This window comes from Pseudonocardia sp. 73-21 (assembly GCF_001899645.1).
Taxonomy (GTDB): Bacteria; Actinomycetota; Actinomycetes; order Mycobacteriales; family Pseudonocardiaceae; genus Pseudonocardia.
In genome coordinates this window covers 16,950-42,265 of the sequence record NZ_MKVV01000090.1, presented here as the reverse complement: position 1 = coordinate 42,265, position 25,316 = coordinate 16,950, and the positions used below count along the sequence as shown (strand labels likewise).

Annotated in this window: 25 protein-coding genes and 2 pseudogenes; 11 read left to right on the top strand and 16 right to left on the bottom strand. The window is 73.5% G+C overall.

The window, feature by feature from the left end; all coding sequences use genetic code 11:
• Window positions 1-286: pseudogene (locus BGP03_RS27795) on the top strand (hypothetical protein); the annotation flags it as partial.
• A 4-nt stretch (window positions 287-290) separates the two neighbouring features.
• Here the strand turns inward: BGP03_RS27795 and BGP03_RS27790 are convergent.
• Genes BGP03_RS27790 through BGP03_RS27775 form a run of 4 tightly spaced genes read right to left on the bottom strand, consistent with a single transcriptional unit; the run spans window position 291 to window position 3,377 of the window.
• Window positions 291-1,517 carry a formate hydrogenase gene (locus tag BGP03_RS27790; protein WP_298799153.1) on the bottom strand — a complete coding sequence of 409 codons (1,227 nt, stop codon included), beginning with the start codon at window positions 1,515-1,517 and terminating at the stop codon, window positions 291-293.
• Window positions 1,514-1,999, bottom strand: coding sequence for an NADH-quinone oxidoreductase subunit NuoB (gene nuoB, locus BGP03_RS27785; RefSeq protein ID WP_298799152.1), 486 nt, complete (start codon window positions 1,997-1,999; stop codon window positions 1,514-1,516). Before nuoB ends, BGP03_RS27790 begins: the two co-directional genes overlap by 4 nt.
• On the bottom strand, window positions 1,996-2,493 hold the full coding sequence (locus BGP03_RS27780) for a flavodoxin domain-containing protein (RefSeq protein ID WP_298799151.1): 498 nt from the start codon (window positions 2,491-2,493) through the stop codon (window positions 1,996-1,998). Before BGP03_RS27780 ends, nuoB begins: the two co-directional genes overlap by 4 nt.
• Window positions 2,490-3,377 (bottom strand): universal stress protein, encoded by an 888-nt coding sequence (locus BGP03_RS27775; RefSeq protein WP_296377406.1) that lies wholly within the window; start codon window positions 3,375-3,377, stop codon window positions 2,490-2,492. The genes BGP03_RS27780 and BGP03_RS27775 overlap by 4 nt, the downstream gene beginning before the upstream one ends.
• A 183-nt stretch (window positions 3,378-3,560) precedes the next feature.
• Between BGP03_RS27775 and BGP03_RS27770 the strand changes: the two genes are divergently transcribed.
• Window positions 3,561-4,448, top strand: coding sequence for a universal stress protein (locus BGP03_RS27770; RefSeq protein ID WP_298799150.1), 888 nt, complete (start codon window positions 3,561-3,563; stop codon window positions 4,446-4,448).
• A gap of 27 nt (window positions 4,449-4,475) precedes the next feature.
• The gene (locus BGP03_RS27765) at window positions 4,476-4,931 is read left to right on the top strand and encodes a hypothetical protein (protein WP_298799149.1); all 456 of its coding nucleotides are present in this window, start codon (window positions 4,476-4,478) and stop codon (window positions 4,929-4,931) included.
• Here BGP03_RS27765 and BGP03_RS27760 read toward each other — a convergent pair.
• The gene (locus BGP03_RS27760) at window positions 4,888-5,613 is read right to left on the bottom strand and encodes a DUF1990 family protein (RefSeq protein WP_296377410.1); all 726 of its coding nucleotides are present in this window, start codon (window positions 5,611-5,613) and stop codon (window positions 4,888-4,890) included. The genes BGP03_RS27765 and BGP03_RS27760 overlap by 44 nt on opposite strands.
• Window positions 5,614-5,634: 21 nt before the next feature.
• Here BGP03_RS27760 and BGP03_RS27755 point away from each other — a divergent pair, with 21 nt between their 5' ends.
• The 3 genes from BGP03_RS27755 to BGP03_RS27745 are packed head-to-tail and all read left to right on the top strand — an operon-like array spanning window position 5,635 to window position 8,097.
• Window positions 5,635-6,351 carry a DUF1990 family protein gene (locus tag BGP03_RS27755; protein WP_296377411.1) on the top strand — a complete coding sequence of 239 codons (717 nt, stop codon included), beginning with the start codon at window positions 5,635-5,637 and terminating at the stop codon, window positions 6,349-6,351.
• A 46-nt stretch (window positions 6,352-6,397) separates the two neighbouring features.
• Window positions 6,398-6,967 (top strand): type 1 glutamine amidotransferase domain-containing protein, encoded by a 570-nt coding sequence (locus BGP03_RS27750; protein WP_296377412.1) that lies wholly within the window; start codon window positions 6,398-6,400, stop codon window positions 6,965-6,967.
• Window positions 6,964-8,097 carry a glutathione-independent formaldehyde dehydrogenase gene (locus tag BGP03_RS27745; RefSeq protein ID WP_296377413.1) on the top strand — a complete coding sequence of 378 codons (1,134 nt, stop codon included), beginning with the start codon at window positions 6,964-6,966 and terminating at the stop codon, window positions 8,095-8,097. Before BGP03_RS27750 ends, BGP03_RS27745 begins: the two co-directional genes overlap by 4 nt.
• A gap of 33 nt (window positions 8,098-8,130) precedes the next feature.
• On the opposite strand, the gene BGP03_RS27740 is transcribed toward BGP03_RS27745, so the two are convergent.
• Window positions 8,131-8,979 (bottom strand): LLM class F420-dependent oxidoreductase, encoded by an 849-nt coding sequence (locus BGP03_RS27740; protein ID WP_298799148.1) that lies wholly within the window; start codon window positions 8,977-8,979, stop codon window positions 8,131-8,133.
• A 151-nt stretch (window positions 8,980-9,130) separates the two neighbouring features.
• Window positions 9,131-10,552, bottom strand: a complete 1,422-nt coding sequence (gene glnA, locus BGP03_RS27735) for a type I glutamate--ammonia ligase (RefSeq protein ID WP_296377415.1) — start codon at window positions 10,550-10,552, stop codon at window positions 9,131-9,133.
• Between the two features lie 139 nt (window positions 10,553-10,691).
• On the opposite strand from glnA, the gene BGP03_RS27730 reads away from it, so the two are divergent.
• Window positions 10,692-11,165 (top strand): RDD family protein, encoded by a 474-nt coding sequence (locus BGP03_RS27730; RefSeq protein ID WP_296377416.1) that lies wholly within the window; start codon window positions 10,692-10,694, stop codon window positions 11,163-11,165.
• 24 nt (window positions 11,166-11,189) lie between these two features.
• Here BGP03_RS27730 and BGP03_RS27725 read toward each other — a convergent pair whose 3' ends face one another.
• From BGP03_RS27725 to BGP03_RS27715, 3 genes and pseudogenes are all read right to left on the bottom strand, one after another.
• A complete protein-coding gene (locus BGP03_RS27725; RefSeq protein ID WP_296377417.1) occupies window positions 11,190-11,921 on the bottom strand; it encodes a DUF4191 domain-containing protein in 732 nt (243 codons plus the stop codon).
• Between the two features lie 17 nt (window positions 11,922-11,938).
• A complete protein-coding gene (lipA, locus tag BGP03_RS27720) occupies window positions 11,939-12,949 on the bottom strand; it encodes a lipoyl synthase (protein WP_298799147.1) in 1,011 nt (336 codons plus the stop codon).
• Between the two features lie 46 nt (window positions 12,950-12,995).
• Window positions 12,996-13,903, bottom strand: a pseudogene (locus BGP03_RS27715) (oxidoreductase).
• Window positions 13,904-13,920: 17 nt separating this feature from the next.
• Here BGP03_RS27715 and BGP03_RS27710 point away from each other — a divergent pair.
• Together BGP03_RS27710 and lipB are read left to right on the top strand one after the other, a co-directional pair.
• Window positions 13,921-14,859 carry an LLM class F420-dependent oxidoreductase gene (locus tag BGP03_RS27710; RefSeq protein ID WP_296377420.1) on the top strand — a complete coding sequence of 313 codons (939 nt, stop codon included), beginning with the start codon at window positions 13,921-13,923 and terminating at the stop codon, window positions 14,857-14,859.
• A gap of 263 nt (window positions 14,860-15,122) precedes the next feature.
• Window positions 15,123-15,857, top strand: coding sequence for a lipoyl(octanoyl) transferase LipB (gene lipB, locus BGP03_RS27705; protein ID WP_296377421.1), 735 nt, complete (start codon window positions 15,123-15,125; stop codon window positions 15,855-15,857).
• Between the two features lie 46 nt (window positions 15,858-15,903).
• On the opposite strand, the gene BGP03_RS27700 is transcribed toward lipB, so the two are convergent.
• From BGP03_RS27700 to lpdA, 5 genes are all read right to left on the bottom strand, one after another.
• Complete coding sequence (locus BGP03_RS27700) at window positions 15,904-16,089, bottom strand: hypothetical protein (protein ID WP_296377422.1); 186 nt, start codon at window positions 16,087-16,089, stop codon at window positions 15,904-15,906.
• Between the two features lie 30 nt (window positions 16,090-16,119).
• Window positions 16,120-17,352, bottom strand: a complete 1,233-nt coding sequence (locus BGP03_RS27695) for an NAD(P)/FAD-dependent oxidoreductase (RefSeq protein ID WP_298799146.1) — start codon at window positions 17,350-17,352, stop codon at window positions 16,120-16,122.
• A 1-nt stretch (window position 17,353) separates the two neighbouring features.
• Complete coding sequence (locus tag BGP03_RS27690; RefSeq protein WP_296377424.1) at window positions 17,354-18,244, bottom strand: TIGR01777 family oxidoreductase; 891 nt, start codon at window positions 18,242-18,244, stop codon at window positions 17,354-17,356.
• Between the two features lie 65 nt (window positions 18,245-18,309).
• Window positions 18,310-20,118, bottom strand: coding sequence for a 2-oxoglutarate dehydrogenase, E2 component, dihydrolipoamide succinyltransferase (sucB, locus tag BGP03_RS27685; RefSeq protein ID WP_296377425.1), 1,809 nt, complete (start codon window positions 20,116-20,118; stop codon window positions 18,310-18,312).
• Window positions 20,119-20,165: 47 nt separating this feature from the next.
• A complete protein-coding gene (gene lpdA, locus BGP03_RS27680) occupies window positions 20,166-21,548 on the bottom strand; it encodes a dihydrolipoyl dehydrogenase (RefSeq protein ID WP_296377426.1) in 1,383 nt (460 codons plus the stop codon).
• 116 nt (window positions 21,549-21,664) lie between these two features.
• Here lpdA and BGP03_RS27675 point away from each other — a divergent pair, with 116 nt between their 5' ends.
• Window positions 21,665-22,009 (top strand): oxidoreductase, encoded by a 345-nt coding sequence (locus BGP03_RS27675; RefSeq protein WP_296377427.1) that lies wholly within the window; start codon window positions 21,665-21,667, stop codon window positions 22,007-22,009.
• Window positions 22,010-22,496: 487 nt separating this feature from the next.
• Here the strand turns inward: BGP03_RS27675 and BGP03_RS27670 are convergent, their stop codons facing one another.
• On the bottom strand, window positions 22,497-23,969 hold the full coding sequence (locus BGP03_RS27670) for a leucyl aminopeptidase (protein ID WP_296377428.1): 1,473 nt from the start codon (window positions 23,967-23,969) through the stop codon (window positions 22,497-22,499).
• A 104-nt stretch (window positions 23,970-24,073) separates the two neighbouring features.
• Between BGP03_RS27670 and BGP03_RS27665 the strand changes: the two genes are divergently transcribed.
• Window positions 24,074-25,315, top strand: a complete 1,242-nt coding sequence (locus tag BGP03_RS27665) for an APC family permease (RefSeq protein WP_296377429.1) — start codon at window positions 24,074-24,076, stop codon at window positions 25,313-25,315.
• Window position 25,316 lies beyond the last annotated feature (1 nt).

Genomic DNA, 25,316 nt, shown 5'->3' with positions numbered 1-25,316 from the left:
CCGAGCGTGGACGCCGCCGTCACCGGCTCCCGCACCCGCCGCCCCGCCGGTGATCGAGTCCGTGGCTCCCGAGACGACCACCGCCGAGCTGTGCCTCACCTGGCGCCGCAGCTACCTCGCGCTGCTCGACACCCCGTCCGGTCCGGACCGGGACCGCGTCGTCGACCAGCGCCGCGAGCTGCTCGACGAGCTCCACCGACGCGACCCCGACGGGTTCGCGCGCTGGCTCGACACCGGCGCCCGGGCGAACGGCGACCCCGGTCGCTACCTCGGCACCGGCCGGTGAGCCGTCACAGGTCGTTGCCCGCGTAGGAGAGGCCGAAGCTCTTGTTGGCCAGCGGGAAGTCGGGAACGATCGTGTCGGCCAGCGCCACCGGCAGCGCCGGCCAGTTGTGGAAGCTCGGGTCCACCACCTTCACCCTGGTCAGAGTCCCGTCGGGGCCGAGCTCGACGCGGTGCACGATGCTGCCGCGCCACCCCTCGACGATGCCCGACCCGGGCCCGCCCGTCGGCGCGGACGGCGCAGCCGCGGGACGACCGTCGAGCTCCGCCACCGTCGCGACGATGATCGCCACGGACCGCGCGAACTCCGCAGCCCGCACGCAGAACCGGGCCAGCACGTCACCGCCGGTGGGCTCGTGGACGAGGCGGGGGAGCGGCGCGACCGTCGGATGGTCGTGGCGGGCGTCGACCAGCAGGCCGCTGGCGCGGGCGACGTAGCCCAGTGCCCCGATGTCGGACGCCTGGGCCGCGGTGAGCACGGCGGTGCCGGTGAAGCGGTCGCGCACCACGCTGTGGCCGAGCGCGAGCCCGACGGTCTCCGCCACGTCGGCGGCGATCCGCTCCAGCTCCGCGACGTCGGGCAGCTCGCGCAGGTCGGCCGCGCCGGGCGACAGCGCGCCGCGCAGCAGCCGGTGCCCGGTGACCCGGTCGTTGACGCGCAGTAGCTGCTCCTTGACGCGCAGCGCGTGGGCGTTGAGCACGCCGTGGCCGACGTCGTTGCACAGCGCCCCGATGTCGGTGACGTGGTTGTAGAGGCGTTCGAGCTCCAGCACCACCGACCGGCGACGCCGGGTGTCCACGTCGACGGCGGTGCCGATGGCGTCCTCGACGGCCTGGCTGAAGGCCAGCGTGTGCCCGACGGAGGTGTCGCTGCTGATCCGCTCGACCAGCTCGACACCGTCGCCCGGGCGCCGGCCCTGGAACAGCTTCTCGACGCCGCGGTGCACGAACCACAGCCGCGCCTTGAACTTCAGGATCGTCTCGCCGACCACGGAGAACCGGAAGTGCCCGGGCTCGATCATCCCCGCGTGCACGGGGCCGACCGGGATCTCGAACACCCCCGGCCCCTCCACTCCGCCCAGCAGCGCCACGGTCCCGGCCGCGGCGCCGAGTGCCCCCGAGACACCGGTGAGGGCCCCGACGGCCGCCGGCCGCCCCCGGCGGGGGACCACGAGCGCCGCGAGGACCGCGGCCGATCCCGTCCCGAGTGCCGCGAGCAGGAGCGGGGCCGTCATCGGCCGGTCAGCGTGCGCAGTGCCGCGACGATCGCGTCCGGGCGCGGCGGGCAACCGGGCACCTCCAGAGCGACGGGCACGACGTCGCCCACCGCTCCGGTGACGCCGTAGGCCCCGGCGAACACGCCGCAGTTGCGGGCACAGTCACCCACGGCCACGACGAGCCCCGGCTCCGGCACGGCCTCGTAGGTGCGTCGCAGCGGCTCGGCCATGTTGCGCGTGACCACGCCCGTGACCACCAGGACGTCCGCGTGCCGCGGCGACGCGACCAGCCGGGCGCCGTAGCGCTCGGCGTCGTACACGGGCCCGAACGCCGAGCCGATCTCCACCTCGCAGCCGTTGCACGACCCGGCGTCGACGTGGCGGACGTTGACCGAACCGCCCAGCTCCACCGCGGCGGCCGGGCGCGGCGCGACCGGTGCCGCAGGCGCGGGCTCGGCCGTGCGGCCGATCCGCCGGATCGCCCGCCACAGACCCGTCACGTGGCCAGAGCCGCGGCCACCTCGCGCGCCCACGTGCGGATGGCGTCGTGGTCGCGGAAGTCGCCGGCGGGGGCGTGCACGGCGCGCACGGCGAGCCGTTCGGTCCACCGCAGGTCGGAGGGGTCGAGGCGGCCGGAGAAGACGGTGTGGTCGCGCGCCCCGACGCTCGTTCCCAGTGCCGTCACCTCGGTCAGGTCGTCGACGGGGCGGGGCGGGTCACCCAGCGGGCCGCTGGAGAACATCCACAGCGGCACCGCCGCGAGCTGCGCGCGGTGGGTTTCGACGAGGTGCCGGGCCACGGGCAGCCAGCGCCCCATGTAGATGGCGCTGCCGACCACCACCGCGTCGAAGCGCTGCAGCTCGCCCGGGTCCGCGGCGTCGCGCACCTCGACGTCGGCGCCGGGCAGCTCGCGGCGCAGCACGCCGGCGATCTCCTCGCCGATCTCGGTGGTGGCCCCGTGCCGGCCGGCCACGGCGATGAGGACGCTCGTCACGACGAGAACCCGGTGGTCGCGACGGCAGGCCGGTCCGTCGCGACGTCGTTCCCGTGCCCGGCCACCACGACCGGGCAGGGCACGAACTCGACGAGAGCCCGGCTGGTCGACCCGAGCCTGCCGCCCGTCCCGGTCCCGCGGTGGCCGACGACCACCATCCGGGCCCCGGACGCGGCCGCGAGCAGGGCCCGCAGCGGGGTGTCGGCGACGACGGAGCGGTTCACGACCAGGCTGGGATGATCCCGTGCCGGTCCGGCGAGCTCGGCGTCGAGCAGGTCGGACGCGCGTCCCGCGAGGACCGATCCGTCCTCGGGGCGGCGGTGGGCGGCCCCGTCCACGCCGTAGGCGATGTCCGACCAGGCGTGCACGGCGAGGAGCCGGGCCCCCAGCGACGCGGCGAGGTCGGCGGCGAGCGCCAGCGCGGCGCGACCGGCCGTCGAGCCGTCCACCCCGACGACGACGGGGCCGCCGCGGGGCGGCGGGATCTGCCGCGTGGTCCCGCGCACGACCGCGACGGGGCAGCTCACGCGGTCGAGCATCGTGATCGCCACCTCGCCGGCGATCATGCCCGACCAGGCCCCGTCGCCGTAGCTGCCGAGCACCAGCATCCGGGCCGCACGGGCCTGGTCCGCCAGGACGTCCACGACCTCGCCCACCACCGTCTCGACGAGCACCGGGTGGGCGCCGTCGCGCTCGGCCGCGTCACGCAGCTCGGCGATGCGGCCGTCCCCGGGCCCCGCGCCGACGGTGAGCAGGTGCAGGGGTGCGCCCCAGATCGCGGCCAGGTCGGCGGCCCAGGCCGCGGCGTCCCGCGCGGACTCGGAACCGTCGACCCCGACCACGACCGGTCGGTCGTCGACGGTGGTTCCGGCGCTGTCGATCATCAAGTGAGTCCTCCCAGACGGGGCGCTGGCGCGACCCGCCGCCAGCGTCGTCGCATTCCGCCGGACGGGTCAGGGCAGGCGGGCCCCTGACCGCGGGCGGTTGGTCCCGTCCGGGCGGGACCTTCGCCCGCTGTTGCGAGTGGCCACCCGTCCTACCGTCGGAACCGTCACGAGGAGGATGTTGTGGACGCACAGCTGCACCGGGCGACCGTGGTCGTCGGCATCGACGGCTCGGAGGACGCACTGCGCGCGGTGCGCTGGGGTGCGTCGGAGGCGGAGCGGTCGAGGATCCCCCTGCGGCTGGTGATCGCGTTCGGCCTGCTGGTGGGGGACCCGCACAGCGGGCTGCACACCGAGGACCGCTACCGCCGCGCCATGCTCGGCCGGGCCCACCGGTACCTGGCCGAGGCCGCCGTCGTCGCGGCGCAGCAGGAGCGGCGCATCGAGGTGGAGCAGCAGGTCCTCACGGGCCACCCGGTCCCGGTCCTCTGCGACGAGTCCCGGCACGCGCGGGTCGTGGTGATCGGCGACCGCGGCCTGGGGCGGGTCGAGGGACTGCTGGCCGGTTCCGTCGCGGTCGGGCTGGCGGCGCACGCGCACTGCCCCGTCGTCGTCGTGCGCGGTGAGCAGCCCGCCACGGGGAGCGGCCCGGTGGTGGTCGGGGTGGCGGGCGCCGCGTCCGACGAGGTCGCGCTCGCGTTCGCGTTCGACGCGGCCGCCGCCCGGCACCTGCCGCTGGTGGCGGTCCACGCCTGGTCGGACCCGATGGCCGACCCCGTGACCCGCACGCCGTCCGCGATGCAGGAGATCGAGACCATCGAGGGCGGACGGCTGGCCGAGCGCCTGTCCGGGTGGATCCTGAAGTATCCGGACGTGGCGGTGGAGCAGGTGGTGATCGAGGGCCCCGCGGCGCAGGTCCTGCTCGCCCGGGCGGAGCACGCGCAGCTGCTCGTGGTCGGGTGCCGCGGGCGGGGGCAGTTCGCCGGGCTGCTCCTGGGCTCGGTCAGCCACGCGGTGCTGCACCGGGCGCCGTGCCCGGTGGCGGTGGTCCGGCCCGACCGCGACGGTTGAGATCGCCCCGGCCGGGCACCCCGTCCCGTGTCAGAAACCGCAGATCGACCCCGCTCCGGGCCGGACCACTTCCCGCTCGCCTCGACCGACCACCTCAACCCGGTGCTCGTCGGCGCCCTGCGGGTGCTCGGCGTGCGACCGGGCTCCGACGGGGTGCGCGTGGAGGGCGACGTCCTGGTGGCGAGGTTCGGGCCCTGGATGCTCTCCACCCCGCTCGCGAACGTCACCGGGGCCGAGACCGGTGGCCCCTACGCCGTGTGGAAGGTGATCGGGCCGCGCCTGTCGCTGGCCGACCGCGGCCTGACGTTCGGCACCAGCCCGCGGGCCGGGGTCTGCATCAGCTTCCGGGAGCCGGTGGCGGGCATCGAGCCGACCGGCCTGCTGAAGCACCCGAACCTGACCGTCACCGTGGCCGAGCCGGAGCTGCTCGTGGCGCGGCTCAACCGCCCGTCAGGACCGCCGACGGCACCCGGCGCGTCGTGATCCGCACCGCGCCGCTGACCGACCCGCCGCTGCGCCGCGCCAGCTGCAACAGGGTCTCGACCCACAGGTTGAGCTGCACCTCCTTCGCCACCCCGACCAGGTTGTAGAGCACGTGGGACAGGGCGTCGCCGGGCCGGGCGTGCGACTCGATCTCCACCACCAGCGCGCCGCCCTCGTCGTAGGCACGGAACTCGATCTGCCCCGCCTCCAGGTGCCCGTCGAGGGTGGCCAGGCGGAACGACGTGGGTGAGACGTCGACGACCCGGACGGGGCCGTCCCACGGGCCGGGCATGCGGACGACGAACTCGTCGCCGGGGGTCAGGACGTCCTCCGGGCCGCGCGTCTTGACGAAGGTCGCGGTGTAGGCGGGCGTCGCCCGGTTGGGCCGCTGCCCGAACGCGGTGATCAGCTCGGCGGGACCGGTCGTCGCCCCGTCGACCGTCACGGCGTAGAGCCGGTGCAGCAGCGGACCGACGCCGGCCCCGGCCGCCTGGATCCGCCCGTCGTCCACGGCGGGGTCCAGCGGACCGGGGAGGTCACTGCGGTCGCCTTCGGTCTCGGTGCGGTGCACCGGGGTCGAACGGGTCGCGTAGTCCCAGGCGGAGCGCACGATCCCGCCGGGCCAGCGGAGGACGATCAGTGCGCGGTGGGGGAGGGAGGCCGGGCCGGTGAGTGGGGACACCGAGGGCGGGTACCCACAACCATGCCCCTCCACGCCCTGGCCGGCCCACTCGACGGGCTCCGTGCCCTGCCGGTCAACTACGACGAGTCCGCCGCACCCCCGCACGTGACGAGCGGGTGGCACCACGACCACGTCACGGTGGAGCTCGGACGCGAGGCGCCGGGGCCGGCGCAGCCCGGCGGCCTCGCCGAGACCGCTCACGCCCTCGTCGACCGCTACGAGTTCAGCAACCCGCACCAGCTGCGGGCAGTCTACCGGCCGACCTCGGATCTCCTCGGGCGCGACATGCTCCTGGAGGGGCGCTTCCTGCGCCTGCGCTTCCTGTTCGGGGTGCGGATCACCGAGCAGCACGACGAGGTGCGCGACGGCCCGCACGGGCCGGAACGGGCCGTGGGCTGGGCCTACCAGACCCTGGCGGGGCACCTGGAGCAGGGCCGGCTGACCTACGAGGTGGTGAAGGAGCTCGACACCGGGCTCGTCACGTTCTCGATCATCGCCTACTCGCGGCGGGCGCCGGTGCCGAACCCGCTGCTGCGCTGGGGGTTCCATCTGTTCGGCCGCGCGAACCAGCGCCACTTCTACCGGCACGCCCTGCGCCGGCTGCGCGCGCTCGTCCACCAGCCGCTGCCCCCGGCGCGCTCGCAGCCGGACGCCGACGGCCTGCAGCACGCGCCGTCGGGCTCGGCCCCCGGCCGCGCCGAGTCGCTGACGCTCACGTTCCACAACCCGGGCCGATGAACCGGGGACCGTGTGTGGACCGCCGCCGACGGGGTAGCCGACAGCCATGAGCGACGAACAGAACACGCTGACCGGACGCCGGGTCGCGATCCTCGCGGCCGACGGTGTCGAGCAGGTCGAGCTGGAGAAGCCCCGCGACGCCGTGCAGGACGCCGGCGCCACCACCGAGCTGCTGTCGCTGTCCGACGGCGAGATCCAGGCCGTCACCGGCGACATCCACCCGTCCGACACGTTCCCGGTGGACCGCACGGTCGCCGGGGCGTCCGTCGAGGACTACGACGCCCTGATCCTGCCCGGGGGAGTGTTCAACCCCGACAACCTGCGCCAGGACGACGCCGCGGTGGCGTTCGTGCGCGACTTCGTCGGGTCGGGCAAGCCCGTCGGCGTCATCTGCCACGGCGCGTGGACGCTCGTCGAGGCCGACGTCGTCAGGGGCCGCACGCTGACCTCCTACCCGAGCATCCGCACCGACATCCGCAACGCCGGCGGTACCGCGGTGGACGAGGAGGTCGTCGTCGACGGCACCCTCGTCTCCAGCCGCACCCCCGACGACCTGCCCGCGTTCACCGCCGCCATCGTGCGCGTGTTCGCGGAGAACACGAAGGGCAACGCATGAAGGCACTCGTCTACCAGGGCCCCTACGACGTCGCCGTGACCGACGTGCCCGACGCGCGCGTCGAGGCACCCACCGACGCCGTCGTGCAGATCACCACCACGAACATCTGCGGCTCCGACCTGCACATGTACGAGGGCCGCACCGACGTCGAGCAGGGCAAGGTGCTCGGCCACGAGAACATGGGCGTGGTCGTGGCCGTCGGCGAGGCGGTCGGTCGCATCCGGGTCGGCGACCGCGTCTCGCTGCCGTTCAACATCGCCTGCGGTACCTGCGGCAACTGCTTCAAGGGCCTGACCGGCTTCTGCCTGCGCGCCAACCCGGGCAGCGCGGGCGCGGCCTACGGCTACGCCAGCATGGGCCCCTACGACGGCGGCCAGGCCGAGTTCCTGCGCGTGCCGTGGGCCGACTTCAACGCCTTGCGGCTGCCCGAGGGCACCGAGCACGAGAACGACTTCACGATGCTCTCGGACATCTTCCCCACCGGTTGGCACGGCGTGGAGCTGTCGAAGATGCAGCCCGGTGAGTCGATCGTGATCTACGGGGCGGGCCCGGTCGGGCTCATGGCCGCGCACGCCGCGCAGATCAAGGGCGCCGCCCAGGTGATCGTCGTCGACCAGCAGGCCGACCGGCTCAAGCTGGCCGAGGGCCTCGGGGCCGTCACACTCGACCGCAGCGCGGGCGACGTCGTCGAGAAGATCTCGGACCTCACCGGCGGCGGGGCCGACCGCGGTGTCGACGCCGTGGGCTACCAGGCCCACGAGATCGACGGCGTCGAGCACCCGGAGATCGTGCTCAACGAGCTCATCCAGGTCGTCAAGCCGACCGGCGGCATCGGGGTGGTCGGGGTCTACGTGCCCGAGGACCCGGGCGCGTCGAGTGACCTGGCCAAGGAGGGCAAGCTCGCGTTCGACTTCGGCACGTTCTTCTTCAAGGGCCAGTCGATGGGCACCGGGCAGTGCAACACGAAGCAGTACAACGCGATCCTGCGGGACCTGATCGTCGCCGGGAAGGCGACACCCGGGTTCCTGGTCTCGCACGAGCTGCCGCTGGCCGAGGCGCCCGCGGGCTACGAGCACTTCGACAAGCGTGAGGACGGCTGGACGAAGGTGCTGCTGCACCCCGGCGCCTGACAGGCATGCCCCGCCGCGGCTGCCGCCCGCCCGTCAGGGGCGGGCGGTGTCGCGCGGCTGCGGAAGCACCGCCGCCACCCGCTCGGCCTCGGCGACGGGATCCGCGGAGACGATCAGGATGAACTCCGTGACGCCGACGGCGACGAAGCCGCGTACCTGGTCCGCGAGGTCGTCGAGCACGTCCGGGACGCGGATCTGCACCGACCGGCGGATCTCGGACGGGTCGCGGCCGATGTCGGCGCAGTGCCGGTCCAGGACGGCGGACAGCTCGCTGACCTGCCCGGGGGTGCCACCGAATGAGTTCCAGACCGCCGCGTGCTCGGCCGCCATCCGCAGGGTGCGCCTGCGGCCGGTGCCACCGATCCAGATGGGCGGGTGGGGGGACTGGACCGGCTTGGGTTCGGCGACGGCGTCGATCAGCCGGTAGTGCCTGCCCGTGAACGTCGTGCGCGGCGCGGTCCAGAGGGACCGGATGACGGGCAGGGCCTCCTCGAGACGGTCGGCGCGGTCGCCGGCCGTCCCGAACGGCAGGCCGAGCATCGTGTGCTCGTTCTCGGCCCAGCCCGCTCCGATGCCGAACTCGAGCCGACCCCCGGACAGCTGGTCGACGGTCACGGCCGCCTTCGCGAGCACGGCCGGGTGCCGGTAGGTGTTGCCGGTGACCGAGCAGCCGATCCGGGTACGGCTGGTCAGCGCGGCCATCCCGGCCAGCAGCGTCCATGCGTCGAAGATGTCCAGGCCGTCGTCGGGGCCGAGGCTGGCGAAGTGGTCCATGTTCCAGCAGTGGTCGAAGCCGGAGTCGTCGGCGACATGCCAGACCGACCGCAGGGTGTCGAGGGTGGCGGCCTGGCTCAGCTTGAGCCCGAAGCGCAGTGGGTGCATGCCCTCCGTCCTAGCAGCCCGTCCACCGGGTCGGGCCCGCCGAGACCCCCTGACGGAGAAACGGCGGTCGACACCGGCCGGTGTCCGAAGACGTCCTGCCTGGTCGACCGCCGTTCTCAGCCCGACCCGCAGGTCGGGCGAACGCCTCGCTCTACACGTCGTAGTACAGCGCGAACTCGTACGGGTGCGGGCGCAGGCGCAGCGGGTCGATCTCGTTGGTGCGCTTGAGGTCGATCCACGTCTCGATCAGGTCGGGGGTGAAGACGCCACCCTCGAGCAGGTAGTCGTGGTCCACCTCGAGCCGGTCGAGCACGGCGGGCAGGCTACTGGGGACCTGGGCGATCTCCTTGGCCTCCTCGGGCGGGAGCTCGTAGAGGTCCTTGTCGACCGGGGCGGCCGGCTCGATCTTGTTCTTGATGCCGTCCATGCCGGCCATCATCATCGCGGAGAACGCCAGGTACGGGTTGCCGGACGAGTCGGGGCAGCGGAACTCGAGGCGCTTGGCCTTCGGGTTGTTGCCGGTCAGCGGGATGCGGATGCACGCCGAGCGGTTGCGCGCCGAGTAGACCAGGTTCACCGGGGCCTCGAAGCCCGGGACCAGGCGGTGGTAGGAGTTCACCGTCGGGTTGGTGAACGCCAGCAGCGACGGCGCGTGGTGCAGGATGCCGCCGATGTAGTAGCGCGCGAGATCCGAGAGCCCGCCGTAGCCGGACTCGTCGTGGAACAGCGGCGACCCGTCCTTCCACAGCGACTGGTGGGCGTGCATGCCCGAGCCGTTGTCACCGAAGAGCGGCTTCGGCATGAACGTGGCGGTCTTGCCCTGGGCCCACGCGGTGTTCTTGATGATGTACTTGAACAGCATCAGGTCGTCGGCCGCGTGCAGCAGCGTGTTGAACTTGTAGTTGATCTCGGCCTGGCCGCCGGTGCCGACCTCGTGGTGGCCGCGCTCGATCTCGAACCCGCTGTTGGTGAGGTTCGTCGTCATGTCGTCGCGCAGGTCGGCGTAGTGGTCCACCGGCGGGACGGGGAAGTAGCCGCCCTTGTAGTTGACCTTGTAACCCAGGTTGCCGCCGGCCTCCTCGCGACCGGTGTTCCACCAGCCCTCGGCCGAGTCGATGTGGTGGTACTGCTGGTGCGGGTCGGACCCGAACCGGATGGAGTCGAAGATGTAGAACTCCGCCTCGGCCCCGAAGAAGCAGGTGTCGGCCACGCCGGACGCCGCGAGGTACTGCTCGGCCTTGCGGGCCACGTTGCGGGGGTCGCGGCTGTAGGGCTCGCCCGTGATCGGGTCGTGCACGAAGAAGTTCATGTTGAGCGTCTTGTGCTTGCGGAACGGGTCGAGCCGGGCGGTGGCGGGGTCCGGGAACAGCGCCATGTCGGACTCGTTGATGGCCTGGAACCCGCGGACCGAAGAGCCGTCGAACGCAACGCCGTCTTCGAGGATGTCCGCGGCGGTGGACGCGGGCACGGTCAGGTGCTGCATCACGCCGGGGAGGTCGCAGAACCGGATGTCGAGGTACTCGACGTTTTCGTCACTGATGTAACTCAGGACCTCTTCGGAGTTGCTGAACACCCTCACTGTCTCCTTCGATCGGGGTACGTGCGCGCGACGGTATGACCGCGGTGTTGCCTGGTCGTCACTCGCCCGTTTCACAGAGGTTAACGGGGCCGCACTCGGGCGACCCCGCCGCAACGAACCTAAGCTAGTGGTCATGGCCCGCTGGATCGAGTCCTGGATGCCAGGATCAGCCCCCCTCCCGGGTGCCGGGAACGCCGGCGCGTACCCGGGGGAGAAGTTCGGGCTGCCCGCCGAGGGCGTCAGCTCGGCCGCCGGCTTCGGCCGCCGGTTCGGGGCGCTGGCCGTCGACTGGATCCTCGGCTACCTCATCGCGCTGCTCGTCTCGGGACCCGATCCGCTCGCCACCCCGGACTTCAACTGGTACGTCCTGGGCATCTGGTACCTGCTGACGGCGGTGCCGGTGGCGATCTTCGGCGCCAGTGCCGGCATGACCGCGCTGGGCATCCGGGTCGCCTCCATCGACAACTCGGTCGTGGTCGGGGTGCCCCGGGCCCTGCTGCGCACGGCGCTGATCGCGGTGGTGGTCCCGCCGCTCGTCCGCGACTCCGACGGGCGCGGCTGGCACGACAAGGCCACCCGCACGATCGTCGTCCGCACCCGCGCCTGACTCCTCCCGGCGGGCCGTGGCCTTCTAGCGGCGGCGGGCCGTGCGCTGCACGCTGCGCATCTTGGCGCCGGCGGGCATGGGGCCCTTCGGCATCGCCTGGGCGCGGGAGCCCAGCGCGTCGAGGCGCTTCTCGATGTTGTCCATCTGGTCGCCGCTGATGTTGCGGGGCAGCTTCATCATGTGGCGCTGCAGCTTGTCGAGGGGGATCTGGCCCTCCTCGTTGCCGACGATGATGTCGTAGATCGGGGTGGTGCCCGCGACCCTCGCGATGCGCTTCTTCTCCTGTGCGAGCAGGCCCTTGACCCGGTGCGGGGCACCTTCGGCGACGAGGATGACGCCGGGGCGGCCGATCACCCGGTGCACCGCGTCGAGGTGGGTGGTGCCGGCCACGCCCTGCGCCACGCGCCACTGGCCACGCATGTTGTCCAGGGCCCAGCCCGCGGCACCCGGCTGACCGTCGGCCTTGCCGTACACGTTCTTCTGGACGCGCCGGCCGAAGATGCTGACGGCGGCGAGCAGGCCCAGCGCGATGCCGACGGGCAGCGTGATCCACTCGAGCCCGAAGAACAGCGTGACGACGAAGACGACCACGATCGGGACCAGGAACGCGCCGAGCATCCAGGGGATGAGCGCCTTGTCCTCCCGGCGCTGCATCTTGAACGCTTCCCAGATCTGCTTGTAGCGCGCACGGGAAGCGGCGCGCTTCGCAAGCTTCGCCTCTTTTTTCGCTGCCTTGTCGGGCTTACCACCGGCCATACGGCCAGGATAGGCCGTCACGGCACCTGACGGGCGAGCAGGCTGCTCGCCTCCTGCGCGGCCGCGCCGCCGTCGGCGAGGTGCTCCATGCCGGCGGGCAGCTCCTCGCCGCGGTGGGCCTTGGTCTGGGCGTAGAGCCGGCCGGCGCGGTACGACGAGCGCACGAGCGGCCCGGCCATCACCCCGGCGAACCCGATGGCCTCGGCGGCCTTCGCGTGCTCCACGAACTCCTCGGGCTTCACCCACCGCTCGACGGGGTGGTGGCGCGCGGAGGGCCGCAGGTACTGGGTGATCGTGATGATCTCGCAGCCGGCGTCGTGCAGGTCGCGCAGCGCGGACACGACCTCCTCGGGGGTCTCCCCCATGCCCAGGATGAGGTTGGACTTGGTGACCAGCCCGGCCTCGCGGGCCTTCGTGATCACCTCCAGCGAGCGCTCGTAGCGGAACGCGGGGCGGATGCGCTTGAAGATCCGCGGCACCGTCTCGAGGTTGTGCGCGAGCACCTCGGGGCGCGCGTCGAACACCTCGTTCAGCTGCTCGTCGATGGAGTTGAAGTCGGGGATCAGCAGCTCGACGCCGGTGCCCGGGTTCAGCTCGTGGATCAGCCGGACGGTCTCGGCGTAGAGCCACGCGCCGCCGTCGGGCTGGTCGTCGCGGGCCACGCCGGTGACGGTGGAGTAGCGCAGACCCATCTGGGCCACGGACTCGGCGACGCGGCGGGGCTCGTCGCGGTCGAGGTCGGCCGGCCTGCCGGTGTCGATCTGGCAGAAGTCGCAGCGCCGCGTGCACTGCTCGCCGCCGATGAGGAAGGTGGCCTCGCGGTCCTCCCAGCACTCGTAGATGTTGGGGCAACCGGCCTCTTCGCAGACGGTGTGCAGGCCGCCGGAGCGGACCAGCGACTTGAGCTCGGTGTACTTCGGGCCGGTCCTGGCCCTGGTCCGGATCCAGGCGGGCTTGCGCTCGATCGGGGTCTCGCTGTTGCGGACCTCGAGGCGCAGGAGCTTGCGACCTTCGGGTGCGATCGTCACGTTCCCCAGGCTACGCCCGGGGCTGCCGCGCGGCCCGGGTGCTCCGTCAGGTGGGATCGGGCGTGACGCCCGTGGCCCCGGCGGTGACCTCCCACAGCCGACGGGCCAGGTCGGGGTCCTGCGCGGTGGCGCTGCGCCGCGCGGTGGTGGGCCTGCCGCGCATCCCGCCGAGGCCGCGCGGCCCGATGTAGTCACCGCCCCTGACCTGTGGTGCCGTGGCCGCGTAGAGCTGCGGCAGCACCCCGGTGCGCAACGGCTGGGTGGTGAGGAGGTTGATGACCCGCGCCAGCGGGGCCCGGCCCGGGGCGCCCCCGCGCATCGACTTGTCGAGCAGCTCGGTGTTCGTCAGGCCCGGGTGGGCAGCAACGGAGATCACGTCCTCGCCGGCCGCACGGAGCCGGCGGTCCAGCTCGGCGGCGAAGAGCAGGTTGGCGAGCTTGGACTGGTTGTACGCGCGCATCGGCGTGTACGGGCGACGGAGGAAGTGCAGGTCGTCGAGGTCGACGGTCCCGCCGCGGTGGCCGAGGCTGGAGAGCGTCACGACCCGGGACCCGCCTGCTGCGCGCAGGGCCGGCATCAGCAGCCAGGTCAGTGCCGCGTGACCCAGGTGGTTGGTGCCGATCTGGGTCTCGAAACCCTCGACGGTCAGCCCGGGCGGCGTGCCGAAGACCCCGGCGTTGTTCATCAGCACGTGCAGGGTGTCGCCCGTGCGCTCGCGGCGTCGGCGGCGGCGCGGCGGACCGAGTCGAGATCGGCCAGGTCGAGCTCCACCAGCTCGGCGTCCGCTCTCGCACAGGCCTGCCTGCCCCGTGCGGGATCGCGGGCCGTCAGCAGCACCCGCGCCCCCGCGGTCGACAGCGCCGTGGCGGAGGCGAGCCCGAGACCGGACGTGCCGCCGGTGACGAGCACCGTCCGCCCGGTCTGGTCGGGCATGTCGGCGGTCGTCCAGCTCATGAACCTATCCTCGGTGGGTGGACCTCAGGATCTTCACCGAGCCCCAGCAGGGCGCAGGTTACGACGACCTGCTCCGTGTGGCGCGGGCGGCCGAGGCGGCCGGCTACGACGCCTTCTTCCGCTCCGACCACTACCTCAAGATGGGCGACGTCTCCGGCGAGCCCGGCCCCACCGACGCGTGGATCACCCTCGCGGGCCTCGCGCGCGAGACGTCCACGATCCGGCTCGGCACGCTCGTCAACTCGGCCACGTTCCGGCTGCCCGGCCCGCTCGCCGTCGCGGTGGCGCAGGTGGACGCGATGTCCGGCGGCCGCGTCGAGCTCGGCCTGGGCGCCGGCTGGTTCGAGAGCGAGCACGCCGCGTACGGCATCCCGTTCCCCGGCCTGGGGGAGCGGTTCGACCGGCTCACCGAGCAGCTGGAGATCCTCACCGGGCTCTGGGGCACGCCGGCGGGCGGGCGCTACTGCTTCGACGGCGCGCACTACACGCTCACCGACTCGCCCGCGCTGCCGAAGCCGGTGCAGAGCCCGCTGCCGGTGATCGTCGGCGGGCACGGGAAGAAGCGCACCCCCGAGCTGGCCGCCCGGTTCGCCGCCGAGATCAACATCGCGTTCTCGCCGGCGGACGTCGTGGCCGCGCAGTTCGAGCGCGTCGACGCCGCGTGCCAGGCGATCGGGCGCGACCCGAAGGAGCTGGTGCGCTCCGCCGCCCACACGATCGCCGTGGGCCGCAACGACGCCGAGGTGGCCCGGCGCGCGGAGGCAGCCGGTCGTTCGCCCGAGGACCTGTCCGGCAGCCCGGTCGCCGGCACGGTCGCGCAGGTCGTGGACGCGCTCGGGACGTGGCGCGAGCAGACCGGCATCACGCGGATCTACCTGCAGCTGCTCGACCTCACCGACCTCGACCAGCTGGAGCTCATCGCGTCCGAGGTGGCTCCCCAGCTCCGGCGCCCGTGATCGGCCCGCGCCGCACCTCACCGCCCCACCGAGAGCGCTCCGGTGCGACTCGCGACGATCATGGGTCACCGCAGCTGCCCGGCCACGTCCGCCGCGGCGCCCGAGTAGCGGACGACGCCGGCGCCCGGTTCGGTGGCCCGGGCTCGGCGGGGCGGCGGCGCCGGGGGACGGCCGGCGGGTGACGGTCATCGGTCACTCCTCCGTGACTCCGGAACTACGAAGGGGAACTACGAAGGAGCCGGCCCGCGGCGTAGCGTGGGCGCATGGGTTCCTGCCGTCGCGCGTCCGAGCCGATGCGGGTCGACCGCCTCGGCACCGTCGAGTATCTCGCGGCCTGGGACGTCCAGCGCGGCCACGCTCTGGCCCGCCGCGACGGCGGTCCCGACGTGCTGATGCTGCTGGAGCACCCGTCGGTCTACACCGCGGGCCGGCGCACCCAGCCCGAGGACCGGCCCGTCGACGGCACGCCCGTCGTCGACGTCGACCGCGGTGGCCGCATCACCTGGCACGGCCCCGGCCAGCTCGTCGGCTACCCGATCGTGGGCCTGGCCGAGCCGCTGGACGTCGTCGACTACGTGCGGCGCCTGGAGGAGGCCCTCATCCACGTCGCCCACGGCCTCGGCGTCACCGCGGCCGGGCGCATCGACGGGCGCAGCGGGGTGTGGCTGCCCGCCGGGGCGGGGCGGCCGGAGCGCAAGATCGCGGCCATCGGGGTGCGCGTGCAGGGCGGCGTGACGCTGCACGGGTTCTCGCTCAACTGCGACCCCGACCTCGCCGCGTTCGACCGCATCGTGCCGTGCGGCATCGCCGACGCCGGCGTCAGCTCCCTGTCGATCGAGCTGGGGCGCGACGTCGACACCGCCGACGTGATCGACGCGGTGCAGGCCGCGGTGCTCGACGCTCTCGACGGCGTGCTGCCGGTGGCGGTCCACGAGGTGCGGCGGGCGGGGACGACGCCCGCGAGCCTGGATCTGCAGCTCCACCCGTCGCTGCGCTGAGCGCCGGACCCACCGGGGAGGCCCGCCGGCGCCCGGGACCGGTCGGCTACTTCCCGGGGCCGCGGCGGCGCACGCCGAAGGCCGCGCCCAGCGAAGCGCCGATCGCGATCCCGATCCCGATGCCGAGACCCACGTTCCCGATCGCGGCCCCGATCCCCGACCCGAGCGCCACCCCGATGGCGATGCCGAGGGCCATGCCCTGGCCGGCTTTCGCCTTCTCGTCGTCTGTCATCGATGCCTCCGACGCCCGTTTCGTGGCGGATCAGCCGCCGAGCGCGGCCAGCACAGCCTCCGCGGCCCGGCGCCCGCTGACCAGCGCCCCCTGCTGCGACGGGGTGTCGCGGTGGTCGCCGGCCACGAACAGGCCGTCGCCCAGTGCCACGTCGCTGCGCAGCGGGCGCCCGGCCGGGAACGCGGGCAGCGCCTCGCGGATCTCCGACGTGCGCAGATGCGCCCAGTCGTCGGTGGGCACGCCGTAGATCCGGGCGAGCTCGCGGCGCACCACCGTCTCGTCGATCGCCGGCCCGAGCAGCGTCGACGACACGAGCGCCTGCCCGGCCGGGGCGTACTCGGTGGCCGCCGCGGTGAGGACGACGGTGTTGGCGACCGGCCCGCCCGCGGCGTCGAGGTGCAGCAGCGGCGAGCGGGTCGGGGCCACGGGCGGCACGTGGTAGTAGGTGGTGAGGGCCAGCATGTCCGGGGTCGCGAGGCCGGGCAGCAGACGGCCCGCCGTCACCGGGTCGGTGGCGACCACCACCGCACGGGCCGTCAGCTCCTCGTCGGAGGTGTGCACGACGCCGGCGCGGACGCCGGTGACGCTGCGCCCGAGCCGCAGCGTGCCGGCCGGCAGGGCCGCGGCCAGCCGCGCGGGCAGCGCGCCCATCCCGCCCCCGGGCACCGCGACGGTGCCGAGCGCGAAGCTGCGCCACACCAGCCGCACGTACGCCGACGACGTGGTGAGCGCCGACTCGCCGAGCACCCCCGACAGGAACGGCCGCAGGAACCGCTCGACCACCGGCCCGTCCAGGCCGGCGGCGGCGAACTCCTGGGCGGCGGACCGGTCGATGAGCTGGGCCGTCCGGGCGGGTGGTGACGCGAGCACGCGCGCGGTCCACGCCACGAGCTTCGCCTTGTCCCACACCGGGAGCAGGCTGTCGGTGGCCGTTGCCCACGCCTGCGACGGGCGGCGCGCCGGGTTGGAGAACGTGTGCAGCCGGCCGTCGCCGCCGCGGATGGCCGCACCGGACTCGAACGTGCGCAGCCGCAGCGGCCCCAGGCGCCCGCCGAACGCCGCGCGCAGCGCCGGGTAGGAGGTGTTGAGCACCTGGAAGCCGCGGTCGAGCCGGAACCCGTCGACGACGTCGGTGGCGATGCGGCCCCCGGCCCGGTCGGCACCGTCGAGGACGACCACGTCGACGCCGCGCCGGGTGAGGACCTGCGCCGCGCGGAGGCCGGCGAGGCCCGCCCCGACCACGATCACATCGTGCGCGGCCACGTCAGGAACCGATGGCCGCCGCGAGGGCCTCGCTGACGGCGTGGTGGCGGAACTGGTAGCCCGCGGCCTGCAGCTTCGCCGGGATGGCCCGCTGGCCCGACAGCAGCATCTCCTCGCCCATCGCGCCGAGCACACCCTTGATCGCGAACGCCGGCACGGGGATCGACGTGGGCCGCCCGACCGCGCTGGCCAGCGCCTTGGTGAACTGGGCGTTGGTGACCGGGGTGGGGCCCGTCAGGTTGATCGGGCCGCTGATCGTGTCGTGCTCCAGCGCGAAGCGGATGCCGCCCACCTCGTCGTCGAGGGAGATCCAGGGCTGGTACTGCGTGCCGGAGCCCAGCCGGCCGCCCAGGAACGCCTTGAACAGCGGCTTCAACGTGCCGAGCAGGCCACCCGCGGGGGACAGGACGAGCCCGGTGCGCAGCAGCACCACCCGCGCGCCTGCCTCCTGGGCCTTCTGCGTGGCGGCCTCCCACTCGCGGCAGACCTCGGCGAGGAACCCGGTGCCCGACGGCGCGGTCTCGTCGATGGCCTTGCCGCCGGCGTCGCCGTAGTAGCCCACCGCGGATCCCGAGAGGAACGCCGGCACGCCGTGGTCGGCGACGGCCGCGGCCAGCACCTCGGTGGGGACGGTGCGGCTGTCGCGGATGAGCTGCTTGCGCGACCCGCTCCACGGCCGGTCGGCGATGCCCACCCCGTTGAGGTTGATCACCGCGTCGACGCCGTCGAACGTGCCGTCGTCGATGCGGCCCGCCGGTGGGTCCCACCTCCGCTCGTCGGGGGCGGCCGGCGCCCTGCGGACCAGCCGCAGGACGTCGTGGCCCGCCGACCGCAGGTCGGAGACGAGGGCAGTACCGATCAGACCGGACGAACCGGCGATGACGACGCGCACGTCGTGATCCTCTCGGACATGAGAGGGACGCGCGACCTCAGGCCGCGCGTCCCTGGTGGAAGCGGCTACAGACCGAGGTCGGCCTCGAACGCACCTTCCTCGAGCCGGGCCTTGATCGCGCCGACGAACCGGCCCGCGTCGGCGCCGTCGACCAGGCGGTGGTCGTAGGTCAGCGGCAGGAAGCACATCGAGCGGATGGCGATGACGTCGTCGCCGTCCGCACCGGTGATCACCGCGGCCTGCTTGGTGATCGCGCCCGTGCCGAGGATGCCGACCTGCGGCTGGTTGATGATCGGCGTGTCGAACAGCGCACCGGCGGAGCCGATGTTCGTGATCGTGAACGTGCCGCCCGACAGCTCGTCGGGGCCGATCTTGTTGTCGCGCGTGCGGGCCGCGACGTCGGCGATCTTGCGCGCGAGGCCCGCGATGTTGAGGTCCTCCGCGTTCTTGATCACTGGTACGAGCAGGCCGCGGGGGGTGTCCACCGCGATCGCGATGTGGACGTGCTCGTGGTAGGTCACCTCCCTGGTCTCGTCGTTGATCGACGCGTTGACCTGCGGGAACTGCTTGAGTGCCTCGACCGTGGCCTTCACGAAGAACGGCAGGTAGGTGAGCTTGACGCCCTCGCGGCGCTCGAACTCCGCCTTGGCCCGCGCACGCAGCTTCGCGATGCGCGTGACGTCGACCTCCTGCACGGTGGTGAGCTGCGCGGACACCGCGAGCGACTCCGACATCCGCTGGGCGATGACCTGGCGCAGGCGCGGCATCTTCACCGTGGTGCCCGGCGTCGGGGCGCCCGCGGCGGGCTTGGCCGGAGCCTTCGGAGCGGACGGTGCGGCGGCCGGGGCCGCGGCGGCCGCGGGTGCCGCGGCGGGCTCGGGCTCGGGCGCCGGCTTGTTCGCCTCGGCGGCGGCGAGCACGTCCTGCTTGCGGATGCGGCCGCCGACCCCGGAGCCGGTGAGCGTGGAGAGATCGACGTCGTTCTCCGCGGCGAGCTTGCGCACCAGCGGCGTGACGTACGGCGCGCCGGCGGGGGCGGAGTCGGCCGGGCGGTCGTCGTTGACGCGGTCGTCGTTGGGGCCGGCGGGCCGCTCCGAGACCAGCTCCTGCTTCTCGGCCTTCTCCTCGGCGGCGGCCGTGGCGGTGGCGCCGTTCGTGGCGGGGGCCGCGGCGGGCTTCTCCGGGGCCTTCTCCGGCTCGGGTGCCTTCTCCGGCTCCTTCTCGGCCGCGGGGGCCGCGTTCGCGTCCCCGATGACGGCCAGCTGGCCGCCCACGTCGACGGTCTCGTCCTCCTGCGCGGTGATCTCCAGCAGCGTGCCGGCGACCGGCGAGGGGATCTCGGTGTCGACCTTGTCGGTGGAGACCTCGAGCAGCGGCTCGTCGACCTCGACGCTGTCGCCGACGGCCTTGAGCCAGCGGGTGACGGTGCCCTCGGTGACGCTCTCGCCCAGCTCGGGCATGGTGATGGCCTGGCCGGAGCCGGTGGGCCCTGAACTCGTCGGCTGGGCGTCCGCGACGGGCCGGGGCGTCGGCTCCGCCTGCTCCTTCTCGGCGGCCTCGGGCGCCGGCTCGGCGGCCTTCTCCTCCGCGGGCGCGGCGGGCGCGGGCGTCTCGGCGGCCCGACCATCGGACTCGGCGCCGTCCCCGATCACGGCCAGCTCGCCGCCGACCTCCACGGTCTCGTCCTCGCCCGCGACGATGCGCTGCAGCACACCGGCCGCGGGGGAGGGGATCTCGGTGTCGACCTTGTCGGTGGAGACCTCGAGCAGGGGCTCGTCGACCTCGACGCGGTCACCCTCCTGCTTGAGCCACCGCGTGACGGTGCCCTCGGTGACACTCTCACCGAGGGCGGGCATCTGGACGGAGAAGGCCATAACGGGTCGGAGCTCCTCTAACTTCGCGGTTCGGGGGACTGGTCCGGTCAGGAGTGGCTGTGCAGCGGCTTGCCGGCCAGCGCCAGGTGGGCCTCGCCGAACGCCTCGTTCTGGGTGGGGTGGGCGTGGATCAGGGCCGCGACGTCCTCCGCCTGGGCGTCCCAGTTGTAGACGAGTTGGGCCTCGCCGATGAGCTCGCCGACGCGGGCGCCGACCATGTGCAGCCCGACCACCGGGCCGGGGGTGCCCTCGGCGCCGGTCTTGATGAGCTTGATGGCGCCCTGCGTCTGCAGGATCTGCGACTTGCCGTTGCCGGCCAGGTCGTAGGTGAGGGTCTGGATCTCCCCGTACTTCTCCTTGGCCTGCGCCTCGGTGAGGCCGACGGAGGCCACCTCGGGCTCACAGTAGGTGACGCGCGGGATACCGGCCTCGTCGATGACCGGCGGGTTGAGGCCCGCGATGTCCTCGGCGATGAAGATGCCCTGCGCGAAGCCGCGGTGGGCGAGCTGCAGGCCGGGGACGATGTCGCCGACCGCGTAGACGTTCGGGAGGTTGGTGCGCAGGCGCTCGTCGGTGAGGACGAAGCCGCGCTCCATGGTGACACCGGCCTCCTCGAAGCCCGAGTTGGCGGTGTTGGGGCCGCGGCCGACGGCGACGAGCAGGTAGTCGGCCTCGATCTCCTCGCCCGACTCCAGCGACACCGTGACGGCGTCGTCGGTCTGCTTGGCCCCGGTGAACTTCACGCCGGTCTTGAACGCGATCTTGCGACGGCGGAACGCCCGCTCCAGCAGCTTGGACGCGAACTCGTCCTCGTTGGGGACCAGCCGGGGGAGCGCCTCGACGATGGTGACCTCCGCGCCGAAGCTCTTGAACACCGACGCGAACTCGACGCCGATGACGCCGCCGCCCAGGACGACCACGCGCTGCGGGACCTCGTCGAGGCGGATGGCCTCGCTGCTGGTGATGACGCGGCCGCCGATGTCGAGGCCCGGGATGGACTTCGAGTAGCTGCCGGTGGCCAGCACGACCTTCTCGCCCACGTAGGTGTCGTCGCCCACGACCACGGTGTTCGGGCCGACGAACTTGCCGGTGCCCTCCACCAGGGTGATCTTGCGGGACTTCACGAGCCCCTGCAGCCCCTTGTAGAGCTTGGCGATCACGCCGTCCTTGTAGGAGTTGACCCCGGCCATGTCGATGCCCGACAGCGAGCTCTTGACGCCGACCTTGTCGCCCTCGCGGGCGCTGTCGGCCACCTCGGCGGCGTGCAGCAGCGCCTTGGTGGGGATGCAGCCGTAGTGCAGGCAGGTGCCGCCGAGCTTGTCGCGCTCGATCAGCACGACCGACTTCCCCAGCTCCGCTGCGCGCAGGGCGCAGGCGTAGCCGCCCGATCCACCGCCCAGAATGACCAGGTCCGCGTTGTGCTCGGGCACGTCTGTAACTCCCTACCGGATAGCCGACTCGCGGCATGTCACGCCGCAGACGTCATCTTGTCACCCGCACCCCCCCGATGCCGGAACTGGTCACCTTCGAGAGACGTTCATCGCCCATGGGCTTGTTCGAGAAGCTGCGCGGAGGCCGCCCGGGGGTGCTGCGGGGCGGTGACAGCGGCGACGAGGCGCACCTGCGCGAGTGGACCGCCACGCACCGGGGCGTCGAGGCGTTCGTGGAGCCGCGCACGGCCGTCACCGAGACCACGATGCTGCTGGTCGACTCCGGCGGGGAGTGGACGCGGCGGCGCATCTCCGGCCCGGACGCCGCCCGCAAGCTGGCCCGCAGCCTGAAGATCCCGGTCTACGACGCGCAGATCCTGGGCTACCCCCAGCGCATGCGCGACCACGACGCCCGCCAGCGCATCCTCCGCGACCGCGAACGTCGCGGCCGCGACCTCTGACTCCGGCCGACCGTCGGCGAGTCGACGGTTCCGGCACGCGAGGTCGCCGTCCCGCCACGCGGGTTCCGGCTCGACGCGGGGAGACGGCGATCCGGCCGGAGGCGGGTGGGACCCGGGTGACCTGGCCGGTACCACCGGGCGCGGACGACCCGCGGATCCGACGTCGGGACCCGTGGCTGATCTCGGGGGCGCGGCGGCGATGACGCGACGCGGTTGGTCCTGATCACCGGTGGGGGACGCGGAGCTGTCGACGCTGCGGTCCGTCGTCCCGAAACGGTGATCATGGGGGCTCGGCCGGGGAGTGCGGACCGGCCCAGCCGCGTCGCGGACGACCCGGCGAACTCGCGGCGTGAGACGGCGAACTCGCGTGTCGAGATCGCCGGCGCGTGGCCGGACGGCGAACTCGCCGGGGTGCACGGCGAACTCGCGTGGCGAGACGGCGAACCGCCGGGGTCGTCTCGTCAGCTCGCCGGGCGGCGCGGCCGGGTCAGCCGTTCGCCGCGATGTCCTGCAGCACCGCGAGCAGGGTGCGGACCGGGACGCCCGTGCCGCCCTTCACCGTGTAGCCGTAGGGGCCGCCGGTGTGGAAGCTCGGGCCCGCGATGTCGAGGTGGGCCCAGGGCAGGCCCGCGGGCACGAACTCGCGCAGGAACACCCCGGCCACCAGCATGCCGCCGAAACGGGCCCCGGTGACGTTGGCGATGTCGGCGACGCGGGAGTCGAGCTCGGGGCGCATGTGGTCGAGCAGCGGCATGGCCCAGCCGTCCTCGCCGCAGGCGCGGGCCTGGGCGGCGACGCGGTCGCGGAACTCGTCGGACCCCATGACCCCCATCGTCCGCTGCCCCAGCGCCACGAGCTGGGCGCCGGTGAGGGTGGAGGTCTCGATGAGGTAGTCGGGGTCGTCCTCGGCCGCGCGCACGATGGCATCGGCCAGGATCAGCCGGCCCTCGGCGTCGGTGTTGAGCACCTCGACGGTCTTGCCGCCGTACATGCGCAGCACGTCACCGGGCCGGTAGGCGGTGTCGGACGGCATGTTCTCGGCCATCGGCACCGTGGCGGTGACGGCCACGGGCAGCTCGAGCGTGGCGGCCAGCACCGTCGTCGCGATGACGGCCGCGGCGCCGCCCATGTCGGAGGTCATCTGGTCCATGCCGGCGGCGGGCTTGATCGAGATGCCGCCGGTGTCGAACGTGATGCCCTTGCCGACCAGCGCCACCTTCGCGCGCGGCGACGGGCCGCCCGCGTAGCTCAGCCGGACCAGCCGCGGCTTGCGCGAGCTGCCCTGGCCCACGCCGGTCACACCGCCGAAGCCGCCCTCGGCCAGCTGCGCGTCGTCGAGGATCTCGACGGTGATGCCGACGGCCTCGGCCAGGGCCTTCGCCCTGTCGGCGAACACGGCCGGGTAGAGGTCGTTCGGCGGGGTGTTGACGAGGTCACGCGCGGTGCGGACGGCGGCACCGACGGCGGCGGCGGTGCGCACGACCGTCTCGGCGTCCGCGGCGTCGCTCAGCAGGGAGACCTTCCCGACCGGGGCCTTGCCGTTGCCGTTCGTGCGGTACTCGGTGAACGTGTACGCGCCGAGCAGCGAGCCCTCGGCCGCCGCGGCCAGGTCGATCCGGCCCAGCGTGCTCACGGCGTGCCCGGTGCCGGCCAGCGCCCGCGCGGCCGCGCCCGAGGCCCGGCGGACCTGCTCGGGGGTGACCTCACCCGTGCCCAGCCCGACGGCCACCAGCAGCGGCGCGGTGATCGTGCCGCGGGTCGGGATCTTCACGACCTCGTCGGCCTTGCCCGTGGCCCCGGCGACGGCGAGCAGGGCCGCCAGACCGCCGTCGAACGCCTCGTCGACCTCCGCGGAGCCGGGCGCCAGCCGCGGGCCGTCGGCGGCGAGCACCCCGATCACGACCGCATCGGCCTCGACGGTGGCGGGCGACCCGCTGGCTGTGTGCAGATCGGGGGACACGATGCTCCGTTCAGTTCGTTGATCTCGGATTGCGAGACCGCTTCGAGATGCTAATGACACCCGCGGTTGGCCGGATCCGGCAGGGCGGGTGCTTGGGTGGGTCGGTGTCCTCGAGCGTGCAACGCCGACTCGGCACGGCCGACGCGGTCGTCCTGGGTCTCGCCGCGATGCTGGGCACCGGTGTCTTCGCCGTCTGGGGGCCCGCCGCGGCCGCCGCCGGGCCGTGGCTGCTGCTCGCCGTGCTGCTCGCGGGCGTCGTCGCGGCCTGCAACGCGGCCTCCACCTCCGACCTGGCCGTCGCCCACCCGGAGAGCGGCGGCGGCTACGTCTACGGCCGCGAACGCCTCTCGCCCGGCGCGGGGCGGCTGGCCGGCGTCGCGTTCCTCGTCGGGAAGTCGGCGTCGGCCGCGGCAGCGGCGGGGGTGTTCGGCAGCTACGTGCTGCCCTCGGCGCCGCACTACGCGTCGCTCGTCGCGATCCTGGCCGCCACCGCGCTCAACGTCACCGGTGTGCGCTGGACCTCCCGCGGCGCGTACGCGCTGGTGGGCGGCACGCTCGCCGTGCTGGTCGTCGTCATCGTGGTCGGGATCTCCGGCGCGGGTGGGTCCGACCCGGCCGCGGCGCCGTCCGCTCCCGTCCCCGTCACCGGGGGTCTGCTCGGCACGCTGACCGCCACGGGGCTGCTGTTCTTCGCCTTCGCCGGCTACGCGCGGATCGCGACGCTGGGCGAGGAGGTCCGGGACCCCGGCCGGACGCTGCGCCGGGCCGTCGCCGTGGCGCTGGGCGTCTCGCTGGTCGTCTACCTGCTGGTCGGGATCGCGCTGCTGGTCGGGATGGGGGCCGACCAGCTGGCCCAGGAGACCTCGCCGCTCGTGGCGCTCGTCGACTCCGGGAACGCCCCCGGCCTCGGCGTGCTCGTGCGCGTGGGGGCCGCGGTGGCCGCGGGGTCGGCGCTGCTGTCGGTGCTCGTCGGGATCAGCCGCACCGGGCTCGCGATGGCCCGCCGGGGTGAGCTGCCGCGCTGCCTCGAGGTGATCGGCCCGAAGGGCACGCCGTGGCGCGCCGATCTCGTCGGCGGCGTCGTGACCGTCCTGCTGACGGTGGTGGCCGGGCCCGCCGCGGCGATCGCGCTGTCGGCGTGCTCGGTGCTCGTCTACTACGCCGTGATCAACCTCGCCGCGCTGCGGCTGCCGATCTCGGCGCGGAGCTGGCCCGCGTGGACCGCGGGGCTGGGTTTCGTGATGTGCGTGGGGCTGGCGGTGCTGTTGCCGCTGGCCCAGGTGCTGATCACCGCCGCCGCACTGGCCGTCGGCTGGACGGCGTGCACGGTGCTACCGCGTCGTTAGA

What these genes read in the sequence shown, in the direction of transcription:
- BGP03_RS27790 (WP_298799153.1), bottom strand. Translation starts at nt 1,517, where the DNA reads ATGACGGCCCCGCTCCTGCTCGCGGCACTCGGGACGGGATCGGCCGCG.
- BGP03_RS27775 (WP_296377406.1), bottom strand. Translation starts at nt 3,377, where the DNA reads ATGATCGACAGCGCCGGAACCACCGTCGACGACCGACCGGTCGTGGTC.
- BGP03_RS27755 (WP_296377411.1), top strand. Translation starts at nt 5,635, where the DNA reads ATGCCCCTCCACGCCCTGGCCGGCCCACTCGACGGGCTCCGTGCCCTG.
- BGP03_RS27750 (WP_296377412.1), top strand. Translation starts at nt 6,398, where the DNA reads ATGAGCGACGAACAGAACACGCTGACCGGACGCCGGGTCGCGATCCTC.
- BGP03_RS27745 (WP_296377413.1), top strand. Translation starts at nt 6,964, where the DNA reads ATGAAGGCACTCGTCTACCAGGGCCCCTACGACGTCGCCGTGACCGAC.
- BGP03_RS27740 (WP_298799148.1), bottom strand. Translation starts at nt 8,979, where the DNA reads ATGCACCCACTGCGCTTCGGGCTCAAGCTGAGCCAGGCCGCCACCCTC.
- BGP03_RS27730 (WP_296377416.1), top strand. Translation starts at nt 10,692, where the DNA reads ATGGCCCGCTGGATCGAGTCCTGGATGCCAGGATCAGCCCCCCTCCCG.
- BGP03_RS27725 (WP_296377417.1), bottom strand. Translation starts at nt 11,921, where the DNA reads ATGGCCGGTGGTAAGCCCGACAAGGCAGCGAAAAAAGAGGCGAAGCTT.
- lipB (WP_296377421.1), top strand. Translation starts at nt 15,123, where the DNA reads ATGGGTTCCTGCCGTCGCGCGTCCGAGCCGATGCGGGTCGACCGCCTC.
- BGP03_RS27700 (WP_296377422.1), bottom strand. Translation starts at nt 16,089, where the DNA reads ATGACAGACGACGAGAAGGCGAAAGCCGGCCAGGGCATGGCCCTCGGC.
- sucB (WP_296377425.1), bottom strand. Translation starts at nt 20,118, where the DNA reads ATGGCCTTCTCCGTCCAGATGCCCGCCCTCGGTGAGAGTGTCACCGAG.
- BGP03_RS27675 (WP_296377427.1), top strand. Translation starts at nt 21,665, where the DNA reads ATGGGCTTGTTCGAGAAGCTGCGCGGAGGCCGCCCGGGGGTGCTGCGG.